Origin of the sequence: Achromobacter marplatensis, assembly GCF_049060505.1 — a bacterium.
In the GTDB taxonomy this organism is placed as follows: Bacteria; Pseudomonadota; Gammaproteobacteria; order Burkholderiales; family Burkholderiaceae_B; genus Achromobacter; species Achromobacter marplatensis_A.
Genome location: NZ_JBMGRB010000009.1, coordinates 113,434 through 126,901, shown reverse-complemented (window position 1 = coordinate 126,901; position 13,468 = coordinate 113,434). Strand labels below are relative to the sequence as shown.

Annotated in this window: 12 protein-coding genes; 1 reads left to right on the top strand and 11 read right to left on the bottom strand. The window is 65.8% G+C overall.

Translation table 11 applies throughout. The features are described 5' to 3' along the window. Positions 1 to 22: 22 nt before the first annotated feature. On the bottom strand, positions 23 to 1,306 hold the full coding sequence (locus ACI0FO_RS21770; RefSeq protein ID WP_416030056.1) for a cystathionine gamma-synthase family protein: 1,284 nt from the start codon (positions 1,304 to 1,306) through the stop codon (positions 23 to 25). A 179-nt stretch (positions 1,307 to 1,485) separates the two neighbouring features. Between ACI0FO_RS21770 and ACI0FO_RS21765 the strand changes: the two genes are divergently transcribed. Continuing rightward, positions 1,486 to 1,965 carry an Lrp/AsnC family transcriptional regulator gene (locus ACI0FO_RS21765; RefSeq protein ID WP_416030054.1) on the top strand — a complete coding sequence of 160 codons (480 nt, stop codon included), beginning with the start codon at positions 1,486 to 1,488 and terminating at the stop codon, positions 1,963 to 1,965. Between the two features lie 14 nt (positions 1,966 to 1,979). Here ACI0FO_RS21765 and ACI0FO_RS21760 read toward each other — a convergent pair whose 3' ends face one another. From ACI0FO_RS21760 to ACI0FO_RS21715, 10 genes are all read right to left on the bottom strand, one after another. Beyond that, positions 1,980 to 3,008 carry a diguanylate cyclase gene (locus ACI0FO_RS21760; protein ID WP_416030053.1) on the bottom strand — a complete coding sequence of 343 codons (1,029 nt, stop codon included), beginning with the start codon at positions 3,006 to 3,008 and terminating at the stop codon, positions 1,980 to 1,982. A 34-nt stretch (positions 3,009 to 3,042) separates the two neighbouring features. After that, positions 3,043 to 4,053 (bottom strand): chemotaxis response regulator protein-glutamate methylesterase, encoded by a 1,011-nt coding sequence (locus tag ACI0FO_RS21755; RefSeq protein ID WP_416030051.1) that lies wholly within the window; start codon positions 4,051 to 4,053, stop codon positions 3,043 to 3,045. Continuing rightward, positions 4,050 to 6,368: a hybrid sensor histidine kinase/response regulator gene (locus ACI0FO_RS21750; protein ID WP_416030050.1), complete on the bottom strand. Its 2,319-nt coding sequence runs from the start codon at positions 6,366 to 6,368 to the stop codon at positions 4,050 to 4,052. Before ACI0FO_RS21750 ends, ACI0FO_RS21755 begins: the two co-directional genes overlap by 4 nt. Next, complete coding sequence (locus ACI0FO_RS21745; RefSeq protein WP_416030048.1) at positions 6,365 to 7,024, bottom strand: chemotaxis protein CheW; 660 nt, start codon at positions 7,022 to 7,024, stop codon at positions 6,365 to 6,367. The genes ACI0FO_RS21750 and ACI0FO_RS21745 overlap by 4 nt, the downstream gene beginning before the upstream one ends. Beyond that, positions 7,017 to 8,288 carry a CheR family methyltransferase gene (locus ACI0FO_RS21740; protein WP_416030046.1) on the bottom strand — a complete coding sequence of 424 codons (1,272 nt, stop codon included), beginning with the start codon at positions 8,286 to 8,288 and terminating at the stop codon, positions 7,017 to 7,019. The genes ACI0FO_RS21745 and ACI0FO_RS21740 overlap by 8 nt, the downstream gene beginning before the upstream one ends. Further along, the gene (locus ACI0FO_RS21735) at positions 8,285 to 8,827 is read right to left on the bottom strand and encodes a chemotaxis protein CheW (protein WP_416030044.1); all 543 of its coding nucleotides are present in this window, start codon (positions 8,825 to 8,827) and stop codon (positions 8,285 to 8,287) included. The genes ACI0FO_RS21740 and ACI0FO_RS21735 overlap by 4 nt, the downstream gene beginning before the upstream one ends. An 8-nt stretch (positions 8,828 to 8,835) precedes the next feature. Next, positions 8,836 to 10,455 carry a methyl-accepting chemotaxis protein gene (locus tag ACI0FO_RS21730; RefSeq protein ID WP_416030042.1) on the bottom strand — a complete coding sequence of 540 codons (1,620 nt, stop codon included), beginning with the start codon at positions 10,453 to 10,455 and terminating at the stop codon, positions 8,836 to 8,838. Positions 10,456 to 10,714: 259 nt separating this feature from the next. After that, a complete protein-coding gene (locus ACI0FO_RS21725) occupies positions 10,715 to 12,196 on the bottom strand; it encodes an amidase (RefSeq protein WP_416030041.1) in 1,482 nt (493 codons plus the stop codon). A gap of 162 nt (positions 12,197 to 12,358) precedes the next feature. After that, on the bottom strand, positions 12,359 to 12,868 hold the full coding sequence (locus ACI0FO_RS21720; RefSeq protein ID WP_416030039.1) for a PaaI family thioesterase: 510 nt from the start codon (positions 12,866 to 12,868) through the stop codon (positions 12,359 to 12,361). Further along, entirely contained in the window at positions 12,859 to 13,452 is a 594-nt protein-coding gene (locus tag ACI0FO_RS21715) for a TetR/AcrR family transcriptional regulator (protein WP_416030038.1), read from the bottom strand. Before ACI0FO_RS21715 ends, ACI0FO_RS21720 begins: the two co-directional genes overlap by 10 nt. Positions 13,453 to 13,468 lie beyond the last annotated feature (16 nt).

Below are 13,468 nucleotides of genomic sequence, written 5' to 3'. Positions count from 1 at the left end.
CCTGGCCTGGCGCTCGGCCCGGTCAGCGCTTGCGGAAGGCGTTGTCCATGTCGGCGATCAGGTCCTCTTCGTGCTCCAGCCCGATCGACACGCGGATCAGTCCTTCCGACACGCCCGCCGCGTCGCGCTCGGCCGCCGGCACGCCCGAATGCGTGGTCGAGGCCGGATGGCAGACCAGCGATTCGGTGCCGCCCAGGCTGACCGCCGATTTGAACAGGTGCAGCGCGTTGATGAAGCGGAAGGCACGCTCGCGTCCGCCGTCCAACACAAAGGCGAACGTCGACCCTGGCCCGGTGCACTGGCGCTTGTAGACCTCTTGGTATGCGCGGTCCGCCATCACCTCGGGATGAAAGAGCCGCACCTTTTCATACGGGTTGCCCGCCAGCCACTGCGCTACCTTGGTAGCCGTGCGCGCCGCCTGCTTCATGCGCAGCACCAGCGTTTCCATCGACCGCGTAATCATCCAGCACGAATGCGGATCCAGTTGCGAGCCGAACGCGCTGCGGATCGCGCGCACCCTTTTGATCAGATCCTTGGTGCCCGTCACGGCGCCCGCGACCAGGTCGCTATGACCGCCCACGTATTTCGTCAGCGAATACACGCACAGGTCTACGCCGTGCTCGGCGGGTTTTTGGAAGATGGGGCCCAGCAGCGTGTTGTCGCATACCGAGATCGGCCGGTAACCGTGGCGCGTTTCAAACGCGTCCAGCTCGTTCTTCATGGCCTCGAAATCGATCAGGGAATTGGTGGGGTTGGCGGGCGTCTCGACATAGAACACACGCACCGGCCCCTTGGCCGCGGCGGCTTCCAGCGCGGCGCGCATGTGCTTGGGCGACAGGCCGTCGTGGATCGGATGCGACCCAATGCCCCATTCCGGAAAGATCTTCGCGATCAAGGTTTCGGTGCCGCCATACAGCGGCAGCGACTGCACCAATTGATCGCCGGGACGCAGGAAAGCCATCAGCACCGCGCTGATCGCGGCCATGCCGCTTGAGGTCACGGCGGCGTCTTCGGATCCGTCCAGCAAGGCCAGCCGGTCTTCCACGATTTCCAGGTTGGGATGGTTGAACCTGCTGTACACCAGCCCGGCCGATTCGCCCTGCGGCAACGGTTTGCGTCCGGACACCAGATCGAAAAACGCCGCGCCGTCCTCGGCCGAGCGGAACGCGAACGTGGACGTCAGGAACACCGGCGGCTTGACCGCCCCTTCCGACAGGAAGGGGTCGTAGCCGTAAGACATCATCTGCGTCTCGGCATGCAGCGGACGGCCAAAAAGTTCTTTCTTGTGATACGTCGAATACGTCATGGGGTGCCTCTTGCTCTGGAGTTCCAGCCGACCGGGCAGGCGCGTTTCGCATTCGAAGACGATAGCGCCGGCCGCCTCGGGATGTCTTGCAGTATGAGCGCGGGCTGCCCCAATATTCTTTTCATTTTGATCACAAGACCGCGATAATAGGAAACATTGTTTCCCACTAGAACGAATTCATGAAAGACACTGCTTTGTTACATCAACTTGACGCGATCGATTGGAAAATCATGAAAATCCTTCAAGAAGATGGCCGCATCAGCAACGCGGAGCTGGCCGAGCGCGTCTCGCTATCGGCATCGCCGTGTTGGAAACGGCTGAAGCGGCTGGAGACGTCGGGCGTCATTCGGGGATATCAGGCCATTCTTGACCGTCGCGCGCTGGGGATGGGGGTGGTGGCCTTCGTCAGCATTTCGCTGGAAAACCACACGGAAAAGCTGTGCCACGCGTTCGAGGCCTCTGTTGCCGCCATGCCTGAAGTCCTGGCCTGCCATAACACGACCGGGCAGCACGACTACCTGCTGCACATCGTGGCACGCGACTTCGATGCCTATTCCGAGTTCGTGCGCAACCGCCTGCGGACGCTGCCCGGCGTGAAAGAACTGCTAAGCACGCTGTCGATGCACGAAGTGAAGTCGTCGACCAAACTACATCTGTAGACCGCGCGGGGCGCTTACTCCGTCGCGGGCGGCATCTGGCCCGGCACGACCCGGTTGCGCCCCTGGCGCTTGGCTTGATACAGCCCCCGGTCGGCCACCAGAATCAGGTCGGTGCACGGCCGCTCCCCCGTCGGCACGGCCGTGGCGGTGCCGATGCTGACCGTCAGCCAAGGCCCGGAGCCCGCGTCCTTCTGCGGAATCTGCATGGCTTCGACGGCGCGACGCAGTTTCTCGGCGGCCAGCCTGGCGCTGCCGGCCGGCGTGCCCGGCAACACCAGCGCAAACTCTTCCCCGCCGAATCGCGCCGCCAGGTCGGTAGACCGGTCGCAGCTGGCGAAAATGGTGTTGGCCACGCGCTTAAGCGCTTCGTCGCCCGCGATGTGGCCGTAGGTATCGTTGTAGGACTTGAAGTGGTCCACGTCGATCATCAACATGCTGACCTCACGGACGTCGCGGCGGGCGCGCTGCCATTCCGCGTTAAGGTATTCGTCGAAATAGCGGCGGTTGCCCAGGCCGGTCAAGCCGTCGGAGTTTGTCAGGCGGCGCAGTTCCATATTGCTTTCCAGCAACTGCTGCTGGCTCTGGCGCAAGGCCTGATAAGCCTCGTCACGCTGCACCAGCGCCAGATAGGACCGCGAATGGTAGCGGATGCGCGCCACCAGCTCGATGGAATCGGGCAGCTTCACCAGATAGTCATTGGCGCCTGCCGCGAAGGCCGCGCTCTTGATCGCCGGGTCTTCCTTGGTCGACAGCACAATGATCGGGATATCGCGCGTGACGGGATGGCTGCGGTATTCCTGTACCAGGCTCAAGCCGTCCACGCCCGGCAGCACCAGATCCTGCAGGATGACGGTGGGCCGCGTCTGGATCGCCACCGTAAGCGCCTTGTAGGGGTCCGAGCAATAGTGGAAATCAATATTGCCCTCCGTGGCCAGTGCGCGCCTGATCGCTTCGCCGACCATCACCTGGTCGTCAACGAGCAGCACCATGGCTGCATGCGAATTCAGGTCCGCGAAGGCCGAGCTGTCAATAGGAGGGTGCATAGTGAATCCTTGATGTCTAGCGATATCGGGCCGCTCAGGCAAACGCCTGGACCAAGCGGGGAGCGATCTGGTTCAATGGTCTGATTTCCACGGCTGCCTGCATGGCGGCCGCCGCCTTTGGCATGCCGTACACGGCGCTGGTGGCCTGGTCTTGCGCGATGGTGAGGCATCCGCGTTCGCGCATCGCTTTCAAGCCGCGCGCGCCATCCTGCCCCATGCCGGTCAGCAACACCCCGACCGCGGTGCCGCGCCAATGTTGCGCCACGCTATGGAAGAACACGTCGATAGACGGCCGGTACAGACTTTCCTTCGGATCTTCGGTGTAGCGCAACGTGCCGTCGGCCAGCAAATGCAGATGGTCGTCGGTGCCCGCCAGCAGAATCTGCCCGGGCAGCGGCCGTTCGCCTTCGCGCACCAGCCGAACCGGCAACAGTACCTGATCGTTGAGCCAGTCCGCCATGCCCGCCGCGAACGACGCGTCCACGTGCTGCACCAGCACGATCCCCGCAGGGAAATCCAGCGGCACATCGCGCAGCAATTGCGCCAGCGTCGCGGGGCCGCCGGCCGAGGCGCCAATCACCAGTAACCGTTGCGACGTCGGCCTGGGCATCGGCGTTTCCACGGGGGTCAGCGCCGGACGATTGCCGTACCGGCCGATCAACCAGCCGATATTGCGGATTTTGCGCAGCAGCGGCGCGGCGGCGGTGCGCATATCCGCGTCGCCCACCACCGGCGTGTCCACCGCGTCCAGCGCGCCGTGGCCCATCGCATCGAACACGCGCGCGGTGTGCCGGGCCACATCGGCCGTCACCACGACGATGGCGCACGGGGACTCCGCCATGATGCGGCGCGTGGCCTCGACGCCGTCCATGACGGGCATGATCAAGTCCATCAGCACCACGTCGGGCCGATCGCGCGCACACTGCGCCACCGCCTGCTCGCCGTCGGACGCCACCCAGGCGACTTCCAGCCCCGGCTCGAGCGCAATCGCGCGCCGCATGGTCTCGACCGCCATTTGCAAGTCGTTGACGATCCCGATTCTCACGTGAGTGCCTTTCCGATCAAGTCTTCGACGGCATCAAGCAGCGCATCATCATGGAAGCTGCCCTTGGCCAGATAGTAGTCGGCGCCGGCATCCAGCCCGCGCCGCCGGTCTTCTTCCCGGTCCTTGTATGACACCACCATCACCGGCACGCTTTGCAATCTGGGATCCGCCTTGATCCGGGAAACCAGTTCGATGCCGTCCATGCGGGGCATGTCGACGTCGGTCACGACCAGGTCGAAATCCTCGCCGCGCAGCATGTTCCAGCCATCCATGCCATCTACCGCCACCGCCACCTCGAAGCCCCGGTTCAGCAGCAGCTTGCGTTCCAGCTCGCGCACCGTCAGGGAATCGTCCACCACCAGCACGCGCTTGCGGCGGCGCGCCTGAACAACCGCCCCGCCGCCATCCACGCGCGTGAGGCGTCCGCCTTCTATCAGCTTCTGGACCGACAACAGCATGTCTTCGACGTCCAGGATCAATAGCGGCGTGCCGTCGTCCATCAACGCGCCCGCCATCACATCCTGCACCTTGCCCAGGCGCGGGTCCAGCGGCTGCACCACCAGTGTGCGCTCGCCGACGTAGCGGTCCACGGCAATGCCGTAAAGCTTGTCGTGGTCGCCCACGACCACGACGGCCACGGATTCCGCCGACGGCGCCGGCTCGCCCGCGCGCAGGATCTGACGCGCCGACACCAGGCCGATCTGCCGGTCCATGAAACGAAAATGCTGGTGGCCTTCCAGTTGCTCGATGTCTGCCGAACGCACCTGCAAGGCATGGCTGACATAGGCCAGCGGAAACGCATAGATCTCGCCCTGCACCTCCACCAGCAAACTGCGCACGACCGACAGCGACAAGGGCATTTCCAGCACGAAGCGCGTGCCCTGCCCGGTCGTCTGATGGATGCGCACGGCGCCGCGCAGCTGCCTCACCATGGTCTGCACCACGTCCAGGCCCACCCCCCGGCCCGAGATCTCGGTGACTTCGCCGCGCGTGCTGAAACCCGACAGGAACAGGAACTCCAACAGTTCGGCCTCGCTCAGCCGCGCCGCGGTTTCAGCGTTCGTCAGCTTGCGCTGCACCACTTCGAGGCGCAGGCGATCCAGCGAAATACCCGCGCCGTCGTCGCTCAGTTCGATCAGCAGCATGCCGGCCGCGTGGCGCGCCGACAGCTTGATCAAGCCCTCCGGCGACTTGCCGGCGTCCATGCGGTCCATCGGCATTTCGATGCCGTGGTCCACGGCGTTGCGCAGCAAATGCATCAGCGGCGCGTCCAGTTTTTCCAGGATATCGCGGTCCACCTGCGTCGCGTCGCCTTCGATTTCCAGCCGCACCTGCTTGCCCAGCGAACGGCCCAGATCCCGCACCATGCGGGCCATCCCGGCCAGCCCATCGCCGAAAGGCCGCATCCGGCACGCCAGGGCCGTGTCGTACAAGCGTTGCGCCAGATGGCTCATGCGCCATCCAAATTCATCGACCTCGCTGGTGCGCTGCGCAAGCTCCTGCTGGCACTCGCCGACAATGCGTTGGGCGTCGTCCAGCGCGGCCTGGACGCGCGCGTCCACCGGTTGGCCGGCCAGCGCGGCCCGCACGCCGTCAAGCGCTTGCGCCGCGCCCGCCTGCATGCGCCGCAAACGCAGCATCGACGCGCCAAACGGTCCAACCCAGTGGGACTCCACCAACGTTTCGCTGGACAGCCCCAACAATTTATTCAGCGTGTCCGCCGTTACGCGCAAGACGCGTTCGCCGTCGGATAAGCCCTGGTCCGAGCTGCGACGCGCCATCGTTTGCGTCGGCATCGCGGACGCGGCCGCAGGCGACGGCGGCGGAAGCGACACGGCCGGCGCCTCCGCCGGTTCGTCGGGACGATGAATCGGCGGCAGGAAATCAGATGGTCGCGGCGGCCGCGGCGGCACGACTGGCGGCGCCGGCGGCGCGTTCGGCGCGTTGCTCAGGCGGACGACCAGTTCATCGATCTCGCCGCCCAATTCGACGCCCGGCGTCGCCACGCGCTGCAGCAAGTCCGTGCCCAGCAGCAGCGCATCGATGTCTGTCGCTTGCAAGCGCAAGCGCCCTTCCTGCGCGGCCACCAGACAATCCTCCATGGCGTGCGCGATGCGTACCGCGGGGTGCAGGTCCACGATGCGGGCCGCCCCCTTCAGCGAATGCGCCGCGCGCATGCAGGCTTCCAGATGGGCCGCCGATGTCGGGTTGTGTTCCAGCGCGAGCAGGCCGTTGTTCAGCACCTGCACCTGCGTGCGGGTTTCGAGCTGGAACAGCTCTAGCAGCGACGCGTCGCGCATCTCGTCGGGATTCACGCCAGACTCCGTTCCAGAGCTTGCATCAGCAGATGTTCATCCAATACGCCCACGCTGCGGCCGCCGCAGCGCGCCACGCCCCGCGAATACTTCAAGCTTGCGCCTTCCACCGTGGCCGGCAAGGGTTCCAGCGCCCCAAGGTCCAGGGCATGAATGCCTTCCACTTCATCCACCGGCAGCACCAGCGCGCGGCCGGCGCCGCCAAAAATCAGCATGCGGGCGGCGGCCCGCTCACGCGTGTCCGCGACCCCGGCGTCAAGACCCAGCACGCGCGCCAGCGAGACACAGACAGTCAGCGTGCCGCGCACGTTGGTCACTCCCAGCACGGCGGGATCGCGGCGATGCGGCAGCGTCAGCACCGGGCGCGTGGCGGCCACTTCATCCAGCGCCCGGGTGGGCAGCCCCAGCCATTCACGGCCCAGACGAAACACCAGCAGCGACGACAACTGCGCGCTTTGGACGGATTCCGGTTCATGGTCCTGCACCTCCGTCTGAGGCGGCAGCCGGTCCAGGATGCGTTTGGCCGCCATCGCGTACACCGGACAATTGCGGCAATGCACATGCCCGGGCAGCTGTTCGCAGCTTTTGTCGCCCCGGATCCCTATGCGGTTCCAGCAATCGTCCACATCGGACAGCAGCGCAGTGGATTCACTCACGTCGAGCCTCCTGTCGCGCCGCGCGCGCTTGCAGGCGGCGGGCGCCTTCCACGTCGCCTGCCGACGCGATCAACGCGGCCAGATGCAGCAGCGCTTCGCGGTGGGTTGGGTCCAGGTACAGCGCCTTGCGATAGGCGGCCTGCGCCTCGCGCGCGTCGCCCGCCGCGTCTTGCAGCAGGCCCAGCAGATGCAGCCCGTCGGCGCTGGCGCCATGGACGGCAAGGTGCGCGCGACACTCGGCCAGGGCATCTTTCACGCGCCCCTGGTCCGCCATTGCCTCGATTTTGCGCAAGGCCGAAGCGGCGCTGCCTGCGGCGGGCGCCGGCGCGGCCATGGTCGGGGCGATGGCGGCATGCGGCAACGGCAGCCGCGCTGCCGGCGGTTGCGCAACCGGCCGCCGTGGCGGCGTCCAGGCATGCACGATCGGCTTAGGCGGCGAATAGGTCTCGGCGGGCGGCGGCATCGCTTGCGCCGAAAAGGCAAAGGACCGCGCGATCGGCACGGCCGGCAGGCGGCGCGCCGTCATCAGGCTGGTCTCGGCGGGCCCCACGAAGAGCACGCCATCGCCCCGCGTGAAACGCCGCAGCACCTGCACCGCACGCTCTTGCGTAGCCGCATCAAAGTAAATCAGCAAGTTGCGGCAAAACACAAAGTCGTAAGGGGCGGCGCCCAGCAGCAAATTGGCGTCGAACAGATTGCCCTGCTGGAACCGCACCCGTTCCCTTGCCAGCGTCGACAACTGATAGCCGTCGGGGGTCTCGGTGAAGTGGCGATCGCGGTAAGCCAGATCGTCGCCTCGAAAGGAATTGCGGCCATACACGCCGCGCCGGGCGAACTCGACCATGCGCTCGCTGATGTCCACGGCATCCACCAGAAACCGGCTGGCAGGAACGCCGGCGTCCAGCAGCGCCATAGCGATGGAATGCGGCTCTTCGCCGCTGGAACACGGCACGCTCAAAACTCTCAGCACGCGGTCATCGGGCACGGTGGCCGCGAACAAGCGCGCGCTTGCCAGCGTCGCCATCGCGGCCTGCGATTCCGGATATCGGAAGAACCAGGTTTCCGGCACGATCACGGCTTCGATCAATTGCTGCATTTCGGCAGGCGAAGCCTGCACGCGCATCAGATAGTCGCGTTCGTCCGCCGCGTTCACGGCGCCTATCCGATGCCGCACCGCGCGCTCGACCGCAGCCTTGCCGATGGAGCCGCTGTCCAGCCCCATCTTGCGCTTGAGCAAGGCGCTGAATTCATCGATCAGGCTCATGGCGACGCCTCGCCGTCATGGCGGCCGTCGGCCGCTGGAAACAGCAGCGCCCGGACTGGGGCCGGCAACAGGTCGCCTACATTGACGGCCTGCACCATGCCCCGCGCATCGTTCAGCACCGGCCCCAGGTAGCGCGCACCGGTGTTGTCCAGGCCGTATGGCCGGAACGCCGCCGGGTCGTAATGCACGGTCTCGGTCGCCTGCTCCAGGATCAGGCCCAGCAAGCGGCCTTCGCCGCCCGTATCCGGGCAAAATCGCACCAGCGCCAAACGCGTGCTGGTGACCATGACCGCGCCCCCACGGCCGGCCAGCGCGCTCATGTCGACCACCGGCACAGGCACGCCGCGCCGGTCAAACATGCCGGCCACCCAGGGCGGCGTGCCGGGCACCTGCTTCAGCGCGCGCAGACCCAACACCTCGACCACGTCCGCCACGTCCAGCGCATAGCGGTCTTCGCCGATATGAAACAGCAGGTACAGCCGTCTGGCCGCGGCAAGCGCGGCATCCGGCTGGGGCGAAGAAGGGACAAGCGCTGCCATGGCGGGGCTCACACCTTGAAGCGCGAGACGCCACTGCGCAGGTCGTTGGCGACCAGCGTCAACTCTTCGATGGCCAGACTGGACTGTCGCAGAGATTCCACCGTCTGCTGGGCGGCGTCGCTCAGTTGCTGCAACGCCTGGTTGATCTGTTCCGCGCCGGTCGCCTGCGCCTGCATGCCTTCGTTGACCATCTGCACGCGCGGCGCCAGCGTCTGCACTTGCTGGATGATCTGCGACAGCTGTTCGCCCACCTGCTGCATATCCGCCATGCCACGGCGCACTTCTTCCGAGAACTTGTCCATGCCCATCACGCCGGCCGACACCGACGACTGGATCTCGCGCACCATTTGCTCGATATCGTAGGTCGCGACAGCGGTCTGGTCGGCCAGGCGGCGGATCTCGGTCGCCACCACGACGAAGCCGCGGCCGTACTCGCCCGCCTTCTCGGCTTCGATCGCCGCATTCAGCGACAGCAGGTTGGTCTGGTCCGCCACTTTCGTGATAGTCGTGACCACTTGCGTGATATTGCTGGCCTTCTCGTTCAGGATGGCCAGCTTGGCGTTGACCGAACCGGCCGCGCCCACCACATTGCGCATGGTGTCTTCCATGCGCGCCAGGCCAACCTGGCCGCTACCCGCCAGCGAAGCCGTCTGTTCGGCGGCGCTGGATACTTCGGTCATGGTGCGGACCAACTCGCGCGAGGTCGCGGAGATCTCGCGCGACGTCGCGCCAATCTCGGTCGTGGTGGCCGCCACCTCAGAGGCCGTAGCCTGCTGCTGCTTGGACGTCGCCGCGATTTCAGTGACCGAGGTCGCAACCTGCACGGCCGATCGCTGGGTCTTGCCCACCAGTCCCGTCAATTCGTCAACCATGCCGTTGAAACCCGTTTCAATGGCGTTGAATTCATCCTTGCGCGCCAGCGACAGGCGGCGGGTCAGGTCGCCCCCGCCGGTGGACTCCAGCGTCTTGACGATATCGCGCATCGGATTGGCGATGGCCCGCATCAGCAGAAAACCGCAGACGATGGCGGCGGCGATCGCCAGCCCCAGGGAAACCAGCATGCCGGCCTCGGCCGTGTTCACGGCCTTCTGGATGCTGAGCGCGGCCTCGTCCGCCTGCTTCTTGTTTTCGGCCACCATCCCGGCCAGGATGTCGCGGCCCTTGACGAAAGCCGGCCGAAGCTCGGCCTTGATGCGGGTCTGCGCCCGGGCCACATCGCCCGCCGCGGCGGCTGACAGAATCTCTGCACGAATGTGCTTGTATTCCACCAGTTCCTTTTCGAAGTCCTCGAACATCTTACGATCGTCCTCGCGCGCGATCGTGCGGCGGTACATGGCGATGTTCTCTTCCAACTGCTGATCGTTCTTAGGCAGCGCTTCCAACGCGACACGGCGGTCTGGCTCGGTTTCCGAGTTGTAGGCGTCCTGCACCACCACGAATCCCGCGAACCACGAAGCCCGGATCGAGGTGCTGTAGTAAATACCGGGAACCGCGTCGGTATTGATCGTGGCGACTTCCTGCTCGATATGCAGCAAGCGCCGGTAATCCACCACCACCATCAACGCCATGATGGCCAGAATGACCAGGAAGCTGGCCAGGATGCGCTGGCGGAGTGTCAGATTCTTCATGCCGGGAGCCCTTTGTGCTGGTTCAACGTGTCAACGCCCCAAAGGACGCCCCTGAACGATTCATCGCATGCGCTGCGGTGCGCGCCCACGCCCGTCTATGACGGAATGTGGGTAAGTTCGCCAATTATTGCAAAGGCTTGGCGTGTCAGCCACGAAATTGCAAGGGAAACCGGCTGGAAAGGCCGGTTCGTCGGAAATTTGCAAAGTCTGCTTACCCGGCCTTGTATTTTACGGTGACAGGGCGTACCAAGGCGCCTGATCAGACGGCATCGCGCCATAACGTTTCCGGCTGCCGCGCACGCACCCAGTCGCTGGTCTTTTCGTAGGCATGCGCCAGGCGCAGCACATCGCCGTCCGCCTGCGGCGGCCCGACCAGTTGCATGCCCATCGGCAAGCCCTGCGCATTGAAGCCCACCGGCACGCTGATCACCGGGCAGCCCGCCAGCGTCCAGGGGGTCACCGTCTCCATCCAGCGGTGATAGGTGTCCATCGGGCGTCCGGCGATCTGCTTGGGCCAATCCAGCGACGCGTCGAACGGAAAGACCTGCGCCGACGGCACCGCCAGGAAATCCACGTCGTCGAACATGCGCAAAACGGTTTGATACCAGGCGCTGCGCTCTTCCGTGGCTTGATAGACCTGCCGCGCCGTCATGCCTTCCAGCCCCTCGACTTCCCAGATCAGCGCCGGCTTCACCAGCTTGCGGGTTTCGGGGTTTTCAACCAGCGCATGGAATTGGCCGCCCACCATCAAATGACGGTGCGCCAGCCAGATACGCCACAACCTGTCGCCGGCAAAAGGCACCCGGTAGTCGACGACGTCGCAACCCGCGGAACCCAGCGCGGCCAGGCCCTGCACGCACAAATCCAGAATGCCCGGCTCCATCGCCAGATAACCGTTCCAGTCGCCCAGCCAGCCGATGCGCTTGCCGCGCATATCGGCGTCCAACGGGGCGGCGAACTGAGCCGGGTCGTCGCGCAATGACAGCGGCGAGCGCTTGTCGTGCCCCGCCATCACGGACAGCAGCAACGCCACGTCGCGCGGCGTCCTGCCCATCGGCCCTTCGTATGACAACTGCTTCAAGAACACTTCGGGCGACGGACCAAACGGCACGCGCCCCGCCGACGGGCGCATGCCGTAGACGTTGCAGAAGGCCGCGGGGTTGCGCAACGATCCGCCGAAATCGCTGCCGTCGGCCACGGGCAACATGCGGGCGGCCAGCGCGGCGGCCGCGCCACCGCTGCTGCCGCCTGCCGTCTTCGAGGGATCGTAGGGGTTGCCGGTAGTGCCGTAGACCTGGTTATAGGTATGCGACCCCAGACCGAATTCCGGCACGTTGCTGCGGCCAATGAAAATCGCGCCCGATGCCCGCATGCGCTCGACCATGATGGAATCGTGCGGCGTCACCAGATCCTTGTAGACCAGCGACCCCATGGAGGTAACCATGCCGCGCACCGCCGTCAGGTCTTTGGGGGCCTGCGGCATGCCGTGCATCCAGCCCAGCCATTGGCCCGCGTCCAGTTGCGCGTCGCGCTCGGCGGCCTCGCGCAGCAAGACCTCCGGGTCCCGGCGGGCGACGATGGCGTTGATCTTGGCGTTGACGCGGTCGATGTGCGCCAGATAGGCGCGCATGACCTCGACGCAGGACACTTCGCGCCGCCGGATCGCATCCGACAGGGCGTGCGCCGGCATGGCGACAATGGGGTTCAGGCTGGCGGGCGCGGCCGGCGTGGCGGGGGGCATGCGGTCTCCTGGTAGGTCGTTTTGGACGCCGGCGGCAAACCGCCCGGCGCAACCGACATACTACGCAAACCGAACGGGATGCGCCTGCCCGGCAAGACCCTCGGCCCGCTGCCCGGTCTAACCCGTTCTATCGCCACCGCCGTGATCATGGGGGCGCCTTATTCAACCTGCGGCAACGGCAGCAGCCGGCCGCGCAAACACCAGCAACGTGGACGTGGCGGACGCCAGCAGACGGCCCTGCGCGTCCGTCAATTTGGCTTCGGCGTAGGCCACGCGCTGGCCCATCGACAACACCCGGCCTTCCGCGCGCAGCAGACCGCTGTGGCGCGTGATGGCCTTGTGATAGGCCACCTTCAACTCCAGCGTGGTGTAAGCCTGGTCGGCCGTCAGCTGCGAATGCGCGGCGCAGCCGCAAGCCGAATCCAGCAGCGTGGCCGCGTACCCGCCGTGTACCGTGCCGATTGGGTTGTACGCCTGGGGCCCGGGCGTGCCGGCGAACACGGCGCGGCCTGTTTCCACTTCCACGAAATCGAAATCCAGCGTCACCATGATGCCGGGCTTGCGGCCGGAAGCCAGCAAGGCGCGCAGCTGCGCCAGGCCGTCCAGGCCCGCGCCGGTCTCATCGACAAGACTGGGTTCGCGGCGGGGGGTCGAATGGGATGTCATTGGCATTGCTCCAGGCCCAGCCGGGCCTTCAAGAGCCGGCGGGCATCCGCCAGCATGGCATTCGCCCGTTGCGCATCGGTTTCGCAACGGGCCAGGGAAACCGTGCCGACCAGTTCGGACAGGACCGAACGGGCCAGCGGTTCCGGATCGGGGTAGCCCGCCGCGGCCAACCGGCCCGCCAGGGCTTGCACCAGGCGGCGCATTCCCGTGGCGTAAGCCTGACGGCAGCCCTCGGACTGGCGCGGCAGATCGGACGCCAACGCGACCAACGGGCAACCGTGCGCCCGCGCCTCGCAATGGGCGGGCGACAGGTAGCCGTCCACGTAAGCGGCAAGGCCTTCGGCCGGCGTGCGCCCATCCAGGCGTTTTTCGGCGCGCGCCAGGGCCTCGTCGAACATGTGGTGGATCGAGGCTTCGACCAGCGCCGCCTTGGAATCAAAATGCGCGTAGAAGCCGCCATGCGTCATGCCCGCCTGACGCATCACCGCCGCCACGCCGACCCGGTCGGGCCCCTCGGCGCGCACTGCGTCAGCGGCCGTTTTCAGAATGCGAATCCGAGTTTCCCGCTTGTGTCCGTTGTCGTAGCGCACGGCCAGCCCACCATTA

What these genes read in the sequence shown, in the direction of transcription:
- ACI0FO_RS21725 (WP_416030041.1), bottom strand. Translation starts at nt 12,196, where the DNA reads ATGCCCCCCGCCACGCCGGCCGCGCCCGCCAGCCTGAACCCCATTGTC.
- ACI0FO_RS21735 (WP_416030044.1), bottom strand. Translation starts at nt 8,827, where the DNA reads ATGGCAGCGCTTGTCCCTTCTTCGCCCCAGCCGGATGCCGCGCTTGCC.
- ACI0FO_RS21740 (WP_416030046.1), bottom strand. Translation starts at nt 8,288, where the DNA reads ATGAGCCTGATCGATGAATTCAGCGCCTTGCTCAAGCGCAAGATGGGG.
- ACI0FO_RS21765 (WP_416030054.1), top strand. Translation starts at nt 1,486, where the DNA reads ATGAAAGACACTGCTTTGTTACATCAACTTGACGCGATCGATTGGAAA.
- ACI0FO_RS21770 (WP_416030056.1), bottom strand. Translation starts at nt 1,306, where the DNA reads ATGACGTATTCGACGTATCACAAGAAAGAACTTTTTGGCCGTCCGCTG.
- ACI0FO_RS21730 (WP_416030042.1), bottom strand. Translation starts at nt 10,455, where the DNA reads ATGAAGAATCTGACACTCCGCCAGCGCATCCTGGCCAGCTTCCTGGTC.
- ACI0FO_RS21720 (WP_416030039.1), bottom strand. Translation starts at nt 12,868, where the DNA reads ATGCCAATGACATCCCATTCGACCCCCCGCCGCGAACCCAGTCTTGTC.
- ACI0FO_RS21760 (WP_416030053.1), bottom strand. Translation starts at nt 3,008, where the DNA reads ATGCACCCTCCTATTGACAGCTCGGCCTTCGCGGACCTGAATTCGCAT.